The organism is Bradyrhizobium sp. CCBAU 45384, assembly GCF_028128665.1.
Lineage (GTDB): Bacteria > Pseudomonadota > Alphaproteobacteria > Rhizobiales > Xanthobacteraceae > Bradyrhizobium > Bradyrhizobium manausense.
On the sequence record NZ_LBIZ01000113.1, the window covers coordinates 285313 to 302486 of the forward strand.

General features: G+C 58.8%; 13 protein-coding genes and 3 pseudogenes. 10 read left to right on the forward strand and 6 right to left on the reverse strand.

Annotation, left to right across the window (positions count from 1 at the left end):
• Positions 1–886: 886 nt before the first annotated feature.
• Positions 887–2590 carry a type I secretion system permease/ATPase gene (locus XH80_RS26035; RefSeq protein ID WP_271601058.1) on the forward strand — a complete coding sequence of 568 codons (1704 nt, stop codon included), beginning with the start codon at positions 887–889 and terminating at the stop codon, positions 2588–2590.
• Positions 2587–3900 carry an HlyD family type I secretion periplasmic adaptor subunit gene (locus XH80_RS26040; RefSeq protein ID WP_271601018.1) on the forward strand — a complete coding sequence of 438 codons (1314 nt, stop codon included), beginning with the start codon at positions 2587–2589 and terminating at the stop codon, positions 3898–3900. The genes XH80_RS26035 and XH80_RS26040 overlap by 4 nt, the downstream gene beginning before the upstream one ends.
• Before the next feature lie 335 nt (positions 3901–4235).
• Here XH80_RS26040 and XH80_RS26045 read toward each other — a convergent pair.
• From XH80_RS26045 to XH80_RS26060, 4 genes and pseudogenes are all read right to left on the reverse strand, one after another.
• A pseudogene (locus XH80_RS26045) lies at positions 4236–4517 on the reverse strand (IS5/IS1182 family transposase); the annotation flags it as partial.
• 298 nt (positions 4518–4815) lie between these two features.
• Positions 4816–5049 carry a hypothetical protein gene (locus XH80_RS26050; RefSeq protein ID WP_271601019.1) on the reverse strand — a complete coding sequence of 78 codons (234 nt, stop codon included), beginning with the start codon at positions 5047–5049 and terminating at the stop codon, positions 4816–4818.
• Positions 5050–5217: 168 nt separating this feature from the next.
• Complete coding sequence (locus XH80_RS26055; RefSeq protein ID WP_271601020.1) at positions 5218–5691, reverse strand: hypothetical protein; 474 nt, start codon at positions 5689–5691, stop codon at positions 5218–5220.
• Positions 5669–6538, reverse strand: a complete 870-nt coding sequence (locus XH80_RS26060) for a hypothetical protein (RefSeq protein WP_271601021.1) — start codon at positions 6536–6538, stop codon at positions 5669–5671. The genes XH80_RS26055 and XH80_RS26060 overlap by 23 nt, the downstream gene beginning before the upstream one ends.
• A gap of 601 nt (positions 6539–7139) precedes the next feature.
• Here XH80_RS26060 and XH80_RS26065 point away from each other — a divergent pair.
• The 7 genes and pseudogenes from XH80_RS26065 to XH80_RS26095 all read left to right on the forward strand — a co-directional run bounded on the left by XH80_RS26065 (position 7140) and on the right by XH80_RS26095 (position 14330).
• Positions 7140–8384, forward strand: coding sequence for an NAD(P)-binding domain-containing protein (locus XH80_RS26065; protein WP_271601022.1), 1245 nt, complete (start codon positions 7140–7142; stop codon positions 8382–8384).
• Complete coding sequence (locus XH80_RS26070) at positions 8381–9649, forward strand: ATP-grasp domain-containing protein (protein WP_271601023.1); 1269 nt, start codon at positions 8381–8383, stop codon at positions 9647–9649. Before XH80_RS26065 ends, XH80_RS26070 begins: the two co-directional genes overlap by 4 nt.
• 98 nt (positions 9650–9747) lie before the next feature.
• Positions 9748–10680 carry an alpha/beta hydrolase family protein gene (locus XH80_RS26075; RefSeq protein WP_271601024.1) on the forward strand — a complete coding sequence of 311 codons (933 nt, stop codon included), beginning with the start codon at positions 9748–9750 and terminating at the stop codon, positions 10678–10680.
• Positions 10681–11563: 883 nt separating this feature from the next.
• Positions 11564–12175 carry a transglutaminase-like cysteine peptidase gene (locus XH80_RS26080; protein ID WP_271601025.1) on the forward strand — a complete coding sequence of 204 codons (612 nt, stop codon included), beginning with the start codon at positions 11564–11566 and terminating at the stop codon, positions 12173–12175.
• A 90-nt stretch (positions 12176–12265) separates the two neighbouring features.
• Positions 12266–12526, forward strand: a complete 261-nt coding sequence (locus XH80_RS26085) for a hypothetical protein (RefSeq protein ID WP_271601026.1) — start codon at positions 12266–12268, stop codon at positions 12524–12526.
• A 74-nt stretch (positions 12527–12600) separates the two neighbouring features.
• Positions 12601–13014 (forward strand): annotated as a pseudogene (locus tag XH80_RS26090) (ATP-binding cassette domain-containing protein); the annotation flags it as partial.
• 3 nt (positions 13015–13017) lie between these two features.
• A pseudogene (locus XH80_RS26095) lies at positions 13018–14330 on the forward strand (HlyD family type I secretion periplasmic adaptor subunit).
• Between the two features lie 38 nt (positions 14331–14368).
• Here XH80_RS26095 and XH80_RS26100 read toward each other — a convergent pair.
• Positions 14369–15448 (reverse strand): nucleotidyltransferase family protein, encoded by a 1080-nt coding sequence (locus tag XH80_RS26100; protein ID WP_271601027.1) that lies wholly within the window; start codon positions 15446–15448, stop codon positions 14369–14371.
• Positions 15435–16490, reverse strand: a complete 1056-nt coding sequence (locus tag XH80_RS26105) for a PqqD family peptide modification chaperone (protein WP_271601028.1) — start codon at positions 16488–16490, stop codon at positions 15435–15437. Before XH80_RS26105 ends, XH80_RS26100 begins: the two co-directional genes overlap by 14 nt.
• A 201-nt stretch (positions 16491–16691) precedes the next feature.
• On the opposite strand from XH80_RS26105, the gene XH80_RS26110 reads away from it, so the two are divergent.
• Complete coding sequence (locus XH80_RS26110) at positions 16692–16949, forward strand: hypothetical protein (protein WP_271601029.1); 258 nt, start codon at positions 16692–16694, stop codon at positions 16947–16949.
• Positions 16950–17174 lie beyond the last annotated feature (225 nt).

A 17174-nucleotide genomic window follows, 5' to 3' on the forward strand; every position in this document is an offset into this window, starting at 1 on the left:
AGGACGTGACTTCCCTTCGCTCCCCACAAGCCATTCTTTTCGTTTCTCATCGCGTTAAAAATATGAGCGTGCGCAAATAAATGAAATTGAATCAGAGATAAAAATCGGCGCTGGGTCTTTGCCTCGCTCATGCAGGCCCGCGTCGGCGCTTAAGCAATGATTTCTGTGGGCTGGAGCGTGCCGTAATGAAAGCGTGTTGAATCTCGCCGTCTGGCATGACATCAGATAACTCAAGGGCGATTTAATCGAAGAAGAATCTTGAGTTATTGCAGCGCCGACGTTGGTGCGCTGGTTGAAAACCTCATCCCGGCCCCCGTCTGGTCCCAAAAAAGCCTATGGCGACCGGCAGGTGAGACGAGTCAGTTGACTATAAGGTGGTTGGGACGCGATACAGATCGCCACAACATCGAACCCTGAACGACATCCCTAGTGAGGTAAATGGGGGGCGGGAAGAACAAATTAAATAACGGGATGGTGATCATGTCGCGTTGGTACCGGAAGGCATTGCACTCAAGTTGACCAGGCGCGGTACGCAAAATCAATCTGACGTCTACCTCGCGTAGTAGTAGCTCGACGACAGGGACATCAAACTCAAATCTGCCTTGGGGATCTTCTTGGGGATCATCACATAAGGCGCGGTTCAAGGGCGGGTGCCATGACAAACTTTGAGCGGTGGGGGACAATCCCCCTGCCTGCAAGCATTTACCGAAACCAACGTTCGCATTTCGCAAGGTTTTGGGCCGCTGCGCAGCAGTGGGCGGAAGACGCCGAACTGCGGAGGCAAGGGCCGATCGGCGCGGCGAAACATCTTGTCGAAGCTTTGCGGCAACGATTGTTCTCCGGTCTCCCGCGATCGGCCAACGACTATGATGAGCCGAGCTCGGAGATGTCGGCCTTCCTGCGGTCTTGCCGCCGAATTTTCTGGGCCCTCGCGGCCTTCAGCGGCATGAGCAATCTATTGATGCTCACCGGCTCGTTTTTCATGTTGCAAGTTTATGATCGAGTGCTTCCCGGCCGCAGCATACCGACACTGATCGCTTTGATGGCGCTGGCGACCGTGCTCTACCTGTTCCAGGGCGGGCTTGACCTGGTCCGGAGCAGGATCAGCGGACGCGTCGGGCGCTATCTCGATGAGAAGCTCAGCATTCGCGTCTTCGATGCGCTTGTGCGCATGCCCTTGAAGACCAGGGCTGACGGCGACGGCCTGCAGCCATTGCGGGATCTTGATCAGGTCCGCGGCTTCCTGTCGGGCGGAGGGCCCACCGCCCTGTTTGATCTCCCATGGATGCCGATCTATCTCGGCGTCTGTTTCCTCTTTCATTTCTGGATAGGTGTCACGGCGCTGGTCGGGGCGGTGGTGCTGGTCGGCATTACCATGCTCACGGAAACGCGGACGAGAGGGCCGGCAAGAGCATCATCGCGCCTTGCGGTCTCCCGCAGCGCCCTGGCTATCGAAGGGCGGAGAAATGCTGAGGTTCTGCAGGCCATGGGCATGCGACGGCAGGCCGCCCTGCGTTGGCGGGAGGTCAACGTGAAGTATCTCGCAGCCAACGAACGGGCGAGCGATGTTGCAAACGGCCTCGGCGGGATTTCCAAGGTCTTTCGGTCGATCCTGCAATCGCTGGTTCTCGCCGTTGGCGCCGTTCTCGTCATCAATCAGGAATCGACAGCCGGCATCATCATTGCCGGTTCGATCCTCACGGCGCGGGCGCTGGCGCCTGTCGAACTGGCCATTGCGAACTGGAAGGGATTCGTGGCAGCGCGCCAATCGGGACAACGGCTGGACCAGCTGCTCAAGATTCTGCCCTGCGAAGAGGAGCGGCTGGCGTTGCCGGCGCCTGGCGAAACTCTGGTGGTCGAGCATCTCTATGTGGGGGCGCCAAATGCGGAGAGGCCGACCCTCAGTGAAGTGTCGTTCGCGCTGCGCAGGGGGCAGGCCGTGGGAATCATTGGTCCGAGCGGATCAGGCAAATCAACCCTCGCTCGTGCATTAGTCGGCGTTTGGCCCAGCGTCCGTGGCAGGATCAGGCTCGACAATGCAGCGCTTGAGCACTGGGCCTCGGACGCGCTCGGAAGGCACATAGGCTATCTGCCTCAGGACGTCGAATTGTTTGAAGGAAGCATCGCAGCGAACATTGCGCGATTTGATGTCCACGCGACGGCCGCCGCGGTCCTGGAGGCATCGCGCGCTGCTGGCGCACACGATCTCATTCTTTCCCTTCCCGATGCCTATAGCACAAAAATCGGTGAAGGAGGAATGACGCTGTCCGCAGGTCAGCGGCAGCGTATCGGGCTTGCACGCGCCTTCTACGGCAAGCCGTTCCTGGTGGTGCTCGATGAGCCGTCCTCGAATCTGGATTCGGAGGGCGAGGAGGCCCTGACCCAGGCGATTCTCAATGTGCGGTGCCGCGGCGGCATTGTCGTCGTTGTGGCGCATCGTCCGAAAGCACTCGAAGGTGTGGACCATGTTCTGGTTCTCGGGGACGGAAGGGTGCAATCTTTCGGGAAGAGAGAGGAGGTTCTCAACAGGGTGTTGCGCAACCCGGTACCGCTCAAGGTGGTTGCGGAAGGTCCGGGAGGCGGCCGATGAACAGCCAGGTCACGCCCGCGTTGCAATCGATCGAGCGCTACATGATCATTGGCATGATTTTGTTCGGCTCAGTTGCGTTCGGCGTCGGCGGGTGGGCAACCACGGCGCAATTGTCCGGAGCCGTAATCGCCCAAGGCGTGGTTGTGGTAGACTCGAGCGTGAAGAAGGTTCAGCACGCAACGGGCGGGATCGTCGGCGAGCTACGCGTGCGGGAGGGCGACAGGGTCAATGCGGGGGACATCTTGATCCGCCTCGACGAGACCCAGACGCTCGCGAATGCGACAATCGTCACCAACAGCCTCGATGAGCTGTTTGCACGGCAGGCCCGCCTCGAGGCCGAGCGCGATGGCGCCGAGCAGGTCGTGTTTCCCAAGGTGCTGCTGGACCGGGCCAAGGAGAGCAACTCTGAGGCAAGCCGCGCCATCGTCGCGGAGCGGAAGCTGTTCGAGCTGCGTCGTCAGGCGAGGGGTGGCCAAAAAGCGCAGTTGCAGGAGAAAAGCGCGCAGCTGGAAAACGAGATCAAGGGCTTTACCGGGCAGACCGAGGCCAAGCAGAAGGAAGTCGATTTCATCCGTCAGGAGCTGGAGGGCGTCCGCAGCCTCTGGCAAAAAAATCTGGTGCCGATCACGCGGCTCAACTCCCTGGAGCGTGATGCCGCCCGGCTCGAAGGCGAGCGGAGTCAGCTGGCAGGAATGATTGCTCAATCAAAGGGCAAGATCGCGGAAATCGGGCTCCAGATCATTCAGGTCGACCAGGACCTGCGAACGGAAGTCGGCAAGGATCTGATCGAAACGCGCTCGAAACTCTCCGAGCTTGGCGAGCGCAAGACCGCGGCCGTCGATCAGCTCAATCGAGTCGATATCCGAGCTCCCCAGTCGGGCCGCGTCCACGAGCTCAGCGTCCATACGGTCGGAGGTGTGATCGCTCCCGGCGAGCAGATCATGCTGATCGTGCCGGATGCGGATTCGCTCGCGGTTGAAGTCAAAATCGCGCCGCGCGACATCGATCAGGTATATGTGGGGCAGGCCGCGACCATGCGCTTTGCAGCATTCAACCAGAAGACCACGCCCGAAATCGATGGGGAGGTCGGCGTGGTCTCCGCTGATATTACCGAGGACAAGCGTACCGGCACCAGCTACTATACCGGTCGCGTCCTGCTGAAGCCTGAGGAAATGGCAAAACTTGGTGCGGCCAAGCTGTTGCCCGGCATGCCAGTTGAGGCCTTTATCAAGACCTCAGGTCGCACCGCGCTGTCATATCTGCTCAAGCCGCTGCAGGATCAGGCGGAGCGCGCGCTCAAGGAGCGCTGACGCTCGACCGGCTTTCGGGCCGCTCGTGCGCGAGATGACTTTCCATGTCGGTGGTCAGCCATCGGTCGAGCTCTGGGGGCTCGACCGATACCTTCCTTGCGGAAGACGCGCTTGGTTACGTTCCTACGGCGAAGCTGGCATTCGTGGCGCGGCCTACACGGGGTAGGCCACGTTCGAGCCCGAGCCGCGGCGGAGAGACAATCACTCCGGGCCTGGTTGCGGATTCAATTTCTTGAGAGAAAGCCCTGGGTGTCATGGATTAGCTCGTTCTGAGCGATGCGCAATCGTACTTCCGGCTTGATTAGCCGGCCGGACCAGCGCGGTTTGACAGGCCGCCGGGCCGGACACCCCAAGCCTCGGACAACCAGATGGATTTTGGCAGGCAGGCTGCCGCGCGATCGACCCGATGGCCTGAATTTGAGTCCGCTGGCATGCTGGTGGCCGTGGACGATAGTGGGGCCGCATGATCAGCTATTCAAAATCTGGATCATCTGCCCGCGATTCGAACATGCGAAGCCGGACCCCGTTGGCGCTCCACCAGCTGAAGCACGGAACACGCTATTCCATTCGCCAAACGCTTCAGGCAGATCGCTCCCCGGCGAGCCTGTCCGCACGATTCACAACACGCCCTCGCAGCGGGGCGCCGCAAGCCCAGCCGCTTGTGGAAGGGATTCAGCCGAGGTGGTGATGGCCGATGGACTTACGCTTCTGATGCGTCCGGCATCGAAGGCCACTCAGGCCGTCACGACCAATCCTTCGCCGGCCAATACCTGTCCGCTCAACAAGCCCTCTACGCGAGAGTCACATCACCGAATGCTGCGTCTCTGACTGGGCGGTTCAGACGCATAAGTCTGCCCACTTCGCCGTGCTCGCTCGCCGCACCTCTGCTCTGGCGAAAGTAAATGTCCACACGGCCTAATCCGGCTTGCGCCGGCGGCGCCTGATCATCCAGTAGGCGCCATAGGCAACTGCAGAGAAAGATAGCCCAGCGCCGGCGAGGGGGCCCGGTGCGCCGCTGGCCGTTCCCTGACCGACGTACGTGTAGGTTTGGTCAGGAGGAAAGAACAGGGTAGCCGTGAAGTAGACACCGGCCGGCAATGCCGCGGCCATTGTAAGGAAAATCGCAAGGACCCAGCCCGGGATGGTCATTTTGTTGTCCTTTCGAGAATTGTCGCCCCGTCGGGGACAACCTGTTTGATAGATTTAATGATTGGTTAAAATTAATTATTATGTCAATAGCAATCTTTTGTTTCGTGTGATGGAACCAACGACCTCCGGATTCTTCAAAGGATGACCTGTGATGTGAGCCGTGCCGTTTCAGGTGCGATCTTCAAACTCGGTCCATGGGAGCTCTTCTGCATTGCAAGACGAGTTCTCAGCCACGTTGATGGCGTAAGAGATCTGTCTAATCAATCCAAGCTCGCGAAGAAATCTGGACAACAGATAATGCAGTACGGTCCTGCCTATCGGTTGTTGCGTGTACACTCCGCCGCGGAACACGACGAATGAGCGATCCATGCCGATCGTGAGATGTCGGACGAGATTCCGGTTCGATCCATCGGGAGTGAGCTGCGCGACCTGAAGTTGGCATGACGCTCTGGTCGCTCGGATGATCGGCGTGTCAGCCGCCACCTGCTCGGTCACCACAACGTCGAAATCTTGTCGTTCGAGGAAACTGACAATGGCCTTCTTCAGATAGTTCGGATTTTCGAAGGGCATCGCGGCCTTCCATCCGATGGCGAGCAAAGCCGCCGCCGCGATGCAGCACCTAAATATGCTGGAAGAGTTCACGCCTCACCCCCAGCGCGCAGATTCCGACCATCAGCCCTAGAATGATCGCGCTTGTGATCGCGGCACCCCAAGAACCGTGAAACACGGCGTAGTGCCACTGGCTCAGCCCCATGACGCTAATACGGGTAACATTCACCACTACGACGGAGAAGCAGGCCCAAAAGGGCCAAAATAGATCGTAAGCAGAATTCTTGTGGCTGACCAGTTGGCTCATGGTCACCCAGCACAGAAGCGCTAGCGACACATTTGCAAGCGAAGAGCACGCTGGCAGAATGACCAGAACTCCCGAACCGTCGGCAAATTCAACGATGTCTCCTGTTCGGCGCGTGCGCAGGATCGCGCCAACGAGCGACGCATCGATTCGCAATATTGGCTCGGCAAAGAAATGAAATAGCAACCGGCTCCAAAGCATAGGTACCGTTGTAGCCAGCAATATCGAGGCGCCGCGCCGAGAGGATGAAATTTCAGTGCTGGTGATGATGTAGAGGCTAAGCGCAGTTACCGCCAGCCAGCTGACGGGACCAATGGGTAGAATGATGAGCAGGAGAAAGGCTGCTCCCAGGGCGAGTTCTGAGGAACGAACCCCAGCCGTTCGATCTTGAAAAACGAGAGAGACGCCGACTGCACACGAAACCCAAACGACTACGCTGATGTCAAAGGTGCCGAGAAGCGCATCCAGCCATCCAAGCCGGTGGATCCACTGAATGGCACGGGAGGCGAGGCCGCTCGCGCAACCGAGAGCGAGGAGGCCGGCAAAGAATTGACCGCGCGGTAATTCGTTTGCTAGTCGCGATACGGAATCGCGCGCAATCGGTTTGTCCAGCGCAGTCGCGATATAACGCCTCATGCCATCTCAGCCCTGCGACCACGGCCGGCTGATGATGGCGGATTGAAATCGACGTTTTTTCTCACGGTGCCCGCTCGAATATTAAACCGAAATTTGAGTTGCATTAATCGTCCAGTTTAATATTATAACGTCAAATTTAATGTTTGTATACATTTTGAGGTAAAAATGGCGCGTGTCCGCGAGATGGCGTTAGTCGGCAAAGTCGAATGCAATGGCAAGGCGCTCTCGATCCGGATGGCGAGCAAGTTTGGAGACGCGCCCTGTAGAATTCCTCGTGAGACATTCACGCACTCGGGCCCTATTCATTCGGACGCAAGCGAACGCGAGATCCGGTTAGGGCGGCACCGAACCCTGGAGCGGCTTGCCGCCGTACTGCGAAGGATCGCACCGCCGACAACAGGTGAGCCGATGGAATTGTGGCCGTGGGAGATCAGCGGCGCGCGGTCTCACGCGGTCGCGATTGCGACGCATTCGCCGAAGGCGGGACGTGGGCGTGCAGGATCCCGGAAAGCAGCAGCAACCGTCATGAGCGCGCCTGCCGCTCGGGTCTTTTCGGTTTGAGCTATATGCGATTGAGTTGGTCTGGTCGGTGGTGAGCGATATGGATACTGATGTCGCAATTATCGGTGCTGGCCCCTACGGGTTGGCGCTTGGGGCCCATTTGCGTGCCGCGGGGGTCGATCATGCGATTTTTGGGCGCCCCATGGAGATGTGGCGGCGCCACATGCCTGAAGGCATGGTGTTGAAGTCCGACGGCTTCGCCTCCAACCTCTACGATCCTGAAAATGAACTGCCGCTATCGCGATTCTGTCGGGAGCACTCAATCGAATACAGCGACGATCGAATCCCTGTCCACTTGAAGACCTTCATCGACTACGGGATGGCATTCGCTAAGCGCTTTGCTCCGAACCTGGAGGAAACAACAATCTGCTCGGTTCGACAACTTGGCAGAGGGTTCGCATTCAACCGCGAGAATGGAGCCATGGTGCGGGCCCGACGCATCGTGCTGGCGACAGGTGTCGGCCACTTTCGCTATGTGCCACCGCCGCTCGACGCATTGCCCGCCGACTTAATTTCGCACAGCTATGATCATGGTGATCTCAGCGATGTTGTAGACCGTCGCGTTGCCGTCATCGGTGGAGGAGCTTCGGCCATCGATCTTGCGGCACTGCTAAAGGCGCGCGGCTGCGACGTCACATTGATCTGCCGCCGACAGAACCTGACGTTCGCGAGTCCACCTCCGGCTGGCAAACAATCCTTGTGGAAACGCCTCAGGCATCCCCGTTCCGGCATCGGCCCGGGTCTGAGATCCCGAATGTGTACCGATGCGCCGTTGCTTTTTCACTTCATGCCCGACAGCTTCCGTCGGGAAGTAGTTCGTCGTCATCTAGGACCAGCGGCGGGATGGCCAGTGAAGGACATGTTTGTCGGGCGCGTTCCTGTATTGAGCGGCCACGAACTGATGCATGCATCGGTTTCCGGAGGATGCATCTCTCTGCAATTGCGCGACGCGACGGGGGCAGTAGCCCGCGTGCAGGCAGATCACGTGATCGCCGCGACAGGCTATCGTGTCGACTTGCGTCGCCTTAGCTATCTTGACAAATCACTGCTTTCGCAGTTGTCGCACACAAGCCACGCTCCCGTGCTGTCGACACGTTTTGAATCATCGGTCAAGGGGGTCTTCTTCACAGGTCCGGTTGCCGCAAACAGCTTTGGACCAATGATGCGCTTCGCTTTTGGAGCGGGATTTGCCTCGCGTCGTCTGGTGCCGATCTTGAGACGGGCACCTCGTCTGCAATCATCCAGTCCTGCAATACCACGGTTCGATGTTTGGGCGGGGAAATGACCGCAAGAGTCCTCCTCGCGCATAGCATGTTGTGGCCCAACGTCGCCCGACTGGCGATCGCTTTTCGGAAAGCAGGCTCTGCGGTGCATGTCGTTGCACCGACTGAACATCCAGTTCATCGCATGCATGCGCCGAACCGCACCTTTGAATATCGGAGAACGTCGGCCTACGACTCGATGAAAGCTGCCATCGCAGCATCGCAGCCTGATCTGATTGTGCCCTGCGACGATCGCGTTGTTGCCCACCTTCACAGGTTATATGACGAAGCGTCGGCTCGGCCTGGTGAGGCCGGCATGCTGGGAATCGCGGCGCTCATCGAAGCGTCGTTGGGATCGCCGCTCTCGTACCCCGTCATTGTCCGACGTTCCTTCCTCTCCAATCTTGCGCAATTGCCGGAGGTTCACATCCCCCAAACGGCGGCCATCGGTTGCATTGAGGATCTGTTGAGCTGGGTTCGGCGGCACGGGCTTCCGGCTGTCCTGAAGCTCGACGGAAGTTCGGGTGGGCGAGATGTGATCATAATCCGCAGCGGAGCTGAAGTCCTCCCCTCTCTTCTCTGGATGCGGCTCCGGAAGAGCTGGGTACGTGGGCTGAAATCGTTCCTAGTGGACGGCGATGCTGAAGCCTTTCTGACCGCCAGGATTCCGACCGCTCAAATTTGCATCCAGTCATACGTTCCAGGACGCCTCGCAAACTGTGCCGTGGCGTGTTGGCATGGTGATATTCTCGGTTCAGCGGCTGTCGAGGTGCTGCAGCGTAGTAGTGAGTTCGGAGTGGCAAGCGTGGTCCGTCGTGTGAAGGGAGAGGCGATGATTGCTACCGCGCGCTCGATCGCGCAGCATCTCAACCTCTCGGGCATCTTTGGATTCGACTTTGTATTGGATGACGCCACGCAGCAGGCGAAGCTGATAGAGATTAACCCCCGGGCCACTCAAATCGATCATTTTCCCAGTCGTGACGGCCCGGATTTGCCGTCGGCGTTACTTAGTGCCCTCTTGAACGAACCTATTGGCAGCCCGATAGATGACCAAATACCGAATGAAGTCGCCTTGTTCCCGCAGGAATGGAGCCGGGATCCCGCAAGCAATTGGCTGGCGAGAACGTACCACGACGTTCCGTTCGAAGAGCCGGAGTTTGTGCGGTATTTTGGCTATTCCAACAGCGAGAGAATCCCGCCCATCCTTGCTCGAACTGACCGAGCCGCCGCGGGCGAGTGGATAGGAAATCCTGGCGACATCGACCCCCGACCTCGCCCACCGCGCTAAATCCTCCGCGTAGCCGTGGACTGTTTGAGGTGAGCGCCTGTCGCTGCCCGACCTAACCTCCGGCACGCTCGAAGGGCCGTATCAAAGGGAGCTTGGTGATGCGCCTTGATCCTTCGTCGTCCAAAGCGGCCACATGGGCAAGCCTGCTCACGTTGGCTGGCTTTTGCATTGTCGTGCTGAAGATAACGACGATGCCGTTGCCGCTGGTCGAGCGCCACGTTGGCCCCGCCGAACTGCCGCACGGCACCGACAACCAGCAGCTTTGGTGGGTCCCGGCATCTCCGTCCGGACTACCAGCTCCAGACGCTCCATTGCTGGAGACGACGGTTTATCGACCGCGAGGAACTGGTCCGTTTGCCCTAGTGGTCATCAGCCACGGCAAGCCAAAGAGGAACTTCAGCGGCGTCGAGCCGGGCTTCGAAACCGCTGCGCATTGGTTTGTCGATCAAGGCTTCGTCGTCGTCGTCCCGCTCCGACAGGGCTACGGCCGGTCTGAAGGAGGGGTGAACGACATGGTCGGAACATGCGACACTATGGACTATTTTGCAACCGCCAAGCAAACCGCGCGCGACATCGAAGCCGTGGTGGCTTTCATGCAACGACAAAGCTTTATCGACCCAAACAATATCGTTGTGGTAGGCCATTCGCACGGAGGGTTTGGAGCGCTCGGTGTGGCGTCGGATGCGCCAAATGGCGTTCGGGGCGTGATCAATTTTGCCGGTGGCAGCGGGGCGTCGAAGCGCGGAGGATTCTGTAACGGCCGTGAAAATCTCATTGCCGCTCTGCGCAGACTCGGATCAGAGAATTGGTTGCCTCAAATTTGGTTGTACGCGCTCGACGATGAGACCTTTGATTCGATCGTGGCGAAAGAGATGTGGCTCGCCTATAGCAGCAGTTCTCACTCCAAGATCCTCTTTGTGGCCCTGCCAGCAACAGGCGCGGGGCATATGCTATTTCCAAAGGGTAACACGGTGCTGTGGGAGCAGGCTGTCCGGCAATTTCTTGTGCAGCTTGGCATGCGTGCGGACTAGCGACAGCGAGTACCGGCTTTGCGACCGTTCGTTTCGTTTCGTTACAGCTTGACGACTGGCTGCAAGTCGTAGGGTAGGGTGCGTCAGGCGACGGGACCGACCAGCCAAAATCGGCCTCAGGCAGTGAGCCGCGTGGTCGGAGGGGCCGCCTCAAACAGGTCAAGTCAAAGCCGGTTCCTTCGGCCGCGACCCTTCGCCAAATCACGATCTCAGCAGCTTGTCAGTGAATCGTTCGCGCCCCAGGCCGGCGCTGCGACCCGCCTCTGGACATATGACTTTGCGGCCGGAAGCGTCGGTTGCCGGCGTAGCGGAACGGCGAGGGGGCATTCCAAACCAGGACAGAGCCCGCGGCCTGCTTTGACGGGGCGACCGCAGCGTTTTGGCGAGATCCGGCCATGGTACGAGATTCGATCGGTCGGTCGCGGCGATATCGAACCACCTCCTGATCAACCGCAGTAGATCACGCGTGCGTCGACGGAGCGGCCGTGGCGAAAGCCCGTGCCCACGGCCCGCGACGACGGATTGCTCGAACGTCCGTCCGCTCAGTACGTCCATCCGCTTGACGTACACAGTCATCGCAGCAACGAAGACCAGTATTGAAGCTTCAGCGCCCAAAATGACGAGTAGCTCTGGCATGTGAGATCAGTCCTGCTCAGGGAAGCACCGGCTTGGTCGCGGTTAACGAATTAAAGCACGATGCTGCGGCAAAGCACTCGGACCCAATTGCCGGCACTTTTAAAGCACGCATTCCACGAATTAATTTATATATTTATATTGATATTTAAACATATTTAAATATAATGAATGAAACGGGCGCATAGGCGACCGTGGCCGTGCTGGCGATGACGTGCCTTCGGTTGGCGCGCCCCACGGAGATCGGCAGATGCAAGGAACCTCCGGCACAGTCATTGCGGCGGCCGTCGGCGTCATGGTCGGGGCAATTCAGGGGACGAGCGCGGGAAGCGCGAGCGAGCCGATGGCTTCACTCGCGGCCCCCCACATCGAGCTTGGACGGTCGACGCTTCCGCCCCTTACCTACACGATGTTTTGCCTGCGCTACGACGCCGAATGTCGCCCGCGGCGCTCCTTCCGCGGCGGACCGATCCGGTTGACTGAGGAGCGTTGGACGGACCTGCGGGAGGTCAATCGCGCCGTCAACCTCGCCATCGCGCCGGTTCGCAACGAGCGCGGTCTTGCCGGCGAGGAATGGATCATCAACCCCGCTCGCGGCGATTGCAACGATTACGCGGTGAGCAAGCGCCACGAACTGCTTCGACGCGGGTGGCCGGCGCGGGTCCTGCTGTTGAGCGAAGTCGCGGTGAAGTCCGGAGAACACCACCTGGTGCTCCTCGTGCGCACCCTTAGCGGCGATCTCGTGCTCGACAATCTTGCGCCAGAGATCGCGCCGTGGTCGTGGGCGCCCTATCGGTGGATTCGCGTACAAAGGCCCAGCGGCAATCAACTGTGGGCGACAATCGACGTTAAAGGGAGTTGATTGTTGCCGCTCAGGTTTTTCCGATTGGTTCGTTGAGGAGCCAGGTCAGCCAACACTGTGAAATTATATTCGAAGACGAAAGGAATGGACATGAAGATCAAATTCGTCAGTGACGTTGAATGGGATGGTAAGGCGCTCTCCGCCCGGGTAGTTACCGGCTTTGGCGAAGTGCTCTGCAGAGTTCCACGGGATACAATTCACGCGCTTCCAGTCTACTCAGACGCAATCGAGCGGGAAATCCGCTCACAGCGGCACGCGATCATGGAAAGGCTTGCTCCGGCTCTCGGAGCAAAGCTTGCCATTGCAAACAGGGATCGAGTGATCGAATTGCTTCCCTCGGAAGTTCACTAGCAGCAGCGCACGAGCTCTGCGAGCGCGCTTAGGGCCCTATCCCGCGGCCGGGCCACTGAAGTGGTATTAGGGGGGTCCTGGAAGCGTCGCGCGCGGCAGGCGTGCATGATCTCGTCCTCTCGCTTCCCGACGCCTACAGCACGAAAATCGGGCAGGGCGGCATGGCACTGTCGGCCGGTCAGCGACAGCGTATTGGACTTGCACGCGCGTTCTATGGAAATCCCTTCCTGGTCGTGCTCGACGAGCCGTCCTCGAATCTGGATTCGGACGGTGAAGAGGCGCTGACCAAAGCAATTATGAACGTTCGTCAGCGCGGCGGCATTGTCGTGATTGTCGCGCATCGTCCGAAGGCGCTCGAGGCCGTTGACCATGTGCTCGCGGTCGGGGAGGGACGGCTCCAATCTTTTGGAAAGCGAGAAGAGGTTCTCAGAAAGGTGCTGCGAACGCCTATACCTCTCAACGTCGTCGCCGAGGGGCATGGGAGATAGGTGATGAGCAGCCAGATCGCTCCTGCGATGCAATCAATGCAGCGTTACATGATTCTGGGCGCGGCCATGTTCGGCTGCGTGATCTTCGGTATGGGCGGCTGGGCAACGACCACCCAGTTGTCGGGCGCGGTCATTGCCCAGGGACTTGTGGTGGTCGATTCCAGCGTAAAAAAGTTCAGCACGCGACGGGCGGCATTGTCGGCGAGTTGCGCGTTCGGGAGGGAGATCGCGTCAACGCTGGAGACATCCTGATCCGGCTTGACGAGACCCAAACCCTGGCAAATGCGACCATTGTCACGAAAAGCCTGGACGAACTCCTTGCGCGCCAGGCGCGACTGGAAGCCGAGCGCGATGGTGCCGATCAGATTGTCTTTCCCAAAGTGCTCCTCGATCGGACCAAAGAGAGCAGTTCCGAAGCAAGTCGTGCGATCGCAGCGGAGCGTACGCTGTTCAATCTGCGGCGTCAGGCGAGAGGCGGCCAGAGGGCGCAGTTGGAGGAGAAGAGCGCCCAGCTGCAAAATGAGATCAAAGGCTATTCCGGACAGGCTGAGGCCAAGCAGAAGGAGGTCGATCTGATCCGCCAGGAGCTGGAAGGCGTACGCTCGCTTTGGCAGAAAAATCTGGTCCCGATCACGCGGCTCAACTCGCTCGAGCGGGATAACGCCCGTCTCGAAGGCGAGCGCAGCCAGCTGGCGGGAATGATTGCCCAGTCGAAAGGCAAGATTGCGGAGATCGGACTGCAGATCATCCAGATCGATCAAGACTTGCGAACAGAGGTCGGCAAAGACCTGATCGATACCCGCTCGAAACTATCGGAGCTTTCGGAACGCAAGACCGCAACGGTCGATCAGCTCAATCGCATTGATATTCGGGCTCCGCAGTCCGGCCGTGTTCACGAGCTCAGCGTGCACACCGTTGGCGGCGTCATCGGCCCGGGCGAGCAAATCATGCTGATTGTTCCGGACGCCCATACACTCGCGGTCGAGGTCAGGATTGCTCCGCGCGACATTGACCAAGTCTATGTCGGCCAAATCGCCACGATGCGCTTTGCTGCATTCAACCAGAAGACCACGCCGGAAATTGATGGGGAAGTCAGTCTGGTGTCTGCCGATATCACCCAGGACCAGCGCAGCGGGACCAGCTACTACACTGGCCGGGTGCTGCTCAAGCCGGAGGAAGTGGCGAAATTGGGATCCGCCAAGTTGCTGCCTGGCATGCCGGTTGAGGTGTTCATCAAGACGCCGGGAAGGACCGCGTTGTCTTACCTCTTGAAACCATTGCGGGACCAGGCCGAACACGCCCTGAAGGAACGATAACCGGACATGGCAGGGTGAGCCGCCGGTGCCGCAGTTGGCTAGATCTTGCCGGCCCGGTGGGTGCGAGCCCTTTCCATGATGAACCGAACCGTTCCGGGCTTCGGCATCGACCAAGTCCCACTACCGGATTGGCCGGCTCCCCGATATTCAGCGCCCAGCCCGCAGCGATAGTTGTGGTAGTCAAGCACGGCGGCGGCAAGAAGCGGCCAGCGCGCCAACGGGAAACGTGCTTGCATGACTCGCCTTTTGAACTGCAGGCGCGGAATGCGCCGGCTGCGCATCGAAGCGGGAACGTCGACGCCTAACAACTCGGTCAAGGCGATGAGCTGGGTTTCGAGCGCGTTTCGCGCCAGTTTCCCTGGTACATAGCCGGCGAGTCGGATCCAATCCAGCCCGTCCGGAGAGCTGATCAAGTCGCGAAGCTGCAGGAGGTGCCTCAGATCAATTCCGCCTACCCAATAGTCGTAATCCTGGAATTGATCATGCATGGTGAGCAGCAGAGCCTGGTAAGCTGCTGTTGGCACATACGCTGACCCTGAACCAATCGATGTGAGCTTGCTATTCTCCAGGATGTCGCCCGCCGGGCGGTAAAAATACGCGGGGCCTGGCGGGGTCCGGTGCAGATCGATCATTCCCACATCCTGAGGCCGCTTGAGATCGGTCCACCATTTTTCGCTCGCGGCAGGAGTTTGGAAGTGCACGACATAGCCGATGTCAGCGAGTGCCTGCAGAGAGATCTGCGTCTGCTCCGGCGGGACCAGAAGATCAATATCGGCCATGAGCCTCATTGAGGCTTGCGCCCGTGAGGCTGTAACAAGGGTGGCGGCGCCCTTGAGCAACACGGGCGTCACTCCTCCATCATTAAGCGCAACGACGGCTTCGGTCAGCTGCGCAGTAAGCCGTTGATTCCGAACCTCATTGCGGCGATGGATCTCTCGCACATAGGCACATACTTCTTCCGGCAAGCTTTGCTGGAACCGGTGCACGAAATCGATCAGGGCCGGCGTCGTTAGCGTCTCGTTCGCAAGTCCCAGAATGGCGAACCAATCGGGATCAGATGGCAGTACACCTCGCAGGCAACCGCACAAACTGAGCAGCGCAGAGCTATGAATTGCCATGACAAAGTCCGGTGAGCACACGCGCGGCATCTGCGGCATCCGAATAGATGAGCTCGAAGCATTCGGCCTCCGCGAGCATCCTCTTCAGTGCGATGAATCGTCCCCGTGATAGCTTACCGTCCGCCGCGAACGAGCCCTCCAGGATTCTACCGATTGCATCGATTGGGCCGATCCGGATTAGCTTGGTCGACAGACCTTCACTCCGCTGCAGGAAGGCAATCCATTTGGCTGCAAATCTTCCATGATGCATGTCTACGGCGGGGAGATAGCGCACGCGAGCTTCGTCTGACCGGCGATGGACGGGCTGATCCCTGAGATCGCTGCGCAATCTCGAGATGATGTCCCAAGCCCCCGATTTTACCGTGAGCGGAAACGGCAGTCCCTCGGCCTCTCCGTCTGGTGCAATAAGCACCACGTCGTCGCCGCCATATTGAAATCCGGCGTGGCACAAATGCACAGAGAGCGTCGATTTGCCGACGCCGGGATTGCCACAGACGAGCAGCCCATTGCCCTCTAGTATGAGCGAAGCCGCATGAAGCGCGACATCCGCCCGATCGCTCAGGATGAGGCGCTCGGTCAAACATGCCTTGATCGCCGGTGCCAACTGATCAATTTCGCAGTGGAAGGTCCTGCCCCCGTTGAGGCGAAAAAATGCCTGATCAGCGTTCTCGACCGCCTCTATGAGGATGTCACTCGGACCGTGCCCGCGCGTGGAATGTCCAAAGAGCGGCTCCAATAGACCGAGCAACCGCTCGTTTGAGCATTGAACGGCAATCGTGCGCTGAGCAAAGCGGGTGTGTAGCGTCCAGTCGCTCGAGGGCTCCCACTCCAGATCGACCAGTCCCAGTTCAAGCCATTGATTTAGGGCCTGCTGCACCGACCGAGAGGCCGCGGCGCCGTCCATTCCGCAATTGCTCAGTTCCTTCGTAATCGCCTCGATTTTCGCTCTCTCAAGCAATTTGCACCAGATGAAAGCGGCGATGCCGTTGAGTTCGAAGATTTGCTGATTACGCTCGCTGAAGACCAGGGGCCGATTGTCCATCAACGTGAACGAACTATCTGAGGCCGGATGGAGGGCTACGGTTGGGCAGGAAACGAGGCCAGACATAGGGGTTGGGGTTGTGCTTACCATCGAAGTCCTCAGATTAATCATCTCGCTGCTCTGCGTTCAAACTTGATAATACCCCTCGACAAAATAAAATAAATATTTAAATTTCAATTTTTAAATCAACGAGGGGCGGGCATGTCAATCAAGTTCGTCGGTTTGAATGGGATTGGCGAGGCTCTGTGCGCGCGGGTCGCTACCGGGTTCGGAGAGGTGCTCTGCAGGGTTCCGCGAGAAGCAATTCACGCGCTTCCGGTCTATTCGGACGCGATCGAGCGGGAGATCCGCTCACAGCGGCACGCAATCATGGAACGGCTTGCTCCGGCTCTCAGAGCAAAGCTTGCCATTGCAAACAGGGATCGGGCGATCGAACTGCTTCCCTCGGAAGTTCACTAGCAGCAGCGCACGAGCTCTGCGAGCGCGCATAGGGCCCTATCCCGATGCGGCAGAAATAGCTCTTTTCGCTGCCTCGCTTGAAAAGACAATTAAAAATAACGCGCTAAATTAAATCGATCGATCGGGACAATCGTTGGGCGGCAGCGTGCATGACGGCGAGTATCTCATCGCGAGAGCCAATTGGCGAAGGCGCTGCAATTGCGATACCATGCTGGCAAGTGCCAA

Coding starts and splice junctions, on each gene's coding strand:
- XH80_RS26050 (WP_271601019.1), bottom strand. CDS start 5,049: ATGACCATCCCGGGCTGGGTCCTTGCGATTTTCCTTACAATGGCCGCG.
- XH80_RS26100 (WP_271601027.1), bottom strand. CDS start 15,448: ATGGCAATTCATAGCTCTGCGCTGCTCAGTTTGTGCGGTTGCCTGCGA.
- XH80_RS26105 (WP_271601028.1), bottom strand. CDS start 16,490: ATGGACAATCGGCCCCTGGTCTTCAGCGAGCGTAATCAGCAAATCTTC.
- XH80_RS26060 (WP_271601021.1), bottom strand. CDS start 6,538: ATGAGGCGTTATATCGCGACTGCGCTGGACAAACCGATTGCGCGCGAT.
- XH80_RS26065 (WP_271601022.1), top strand. CDS start 7,140: ATGGATACTGATGTCGCAATTATCGGTGCTGGCCCCTACGGGTTGGCG.
- XH80_RS26070 (WP_271601023.1), top strand. CDS start 8,381: ATGACCGCAAGAGTCCTCCTCGCGCATAGCATGTTGTGGCCCAACGTC.
- XH80_RS26040 (WP_271601018.1), top strand. CDS start 2,587: ATGAACAGCCAGGTCACGCCCGCGTTGCAATCGATCGAGCGCTACATG.
- XH80_RS26075 (WP_271601024.1), top strand. CDS start 9,748: ATGCGCCTTGATCCTTCGTCGTCCAAAGCGGCCACATGGGCAAGCCTG.
- XH80_RS26080 (WP_271601025.1), top strand. CDS start 11,564: ATGCAAGGAACCTCCGGCACAGTCATTGCGGCGGCCGTCGGCGTCATG.
- XH80_RS26085 (WP_271601026.1), top strand. CDS start 12,266: ATGAAGATCAAATTCGTCAGTGACGTTGAATGGGATGGTAAGGCGCTC.
- XH80_RS26110 (WP_271601029.1), top strand. CDS start 16,692: ATGTCAATCAAGTTCGTCGGTTTGAATGGGATTGGCGAGGCTCTGTGC.
- XH80_RS26035 (WP_271601058.1), top strand. CDS start 887: ATGTCGGCCTTCCTGCGGTCTTGCCGCCGAATTTTCTGGGCCCTCGCG.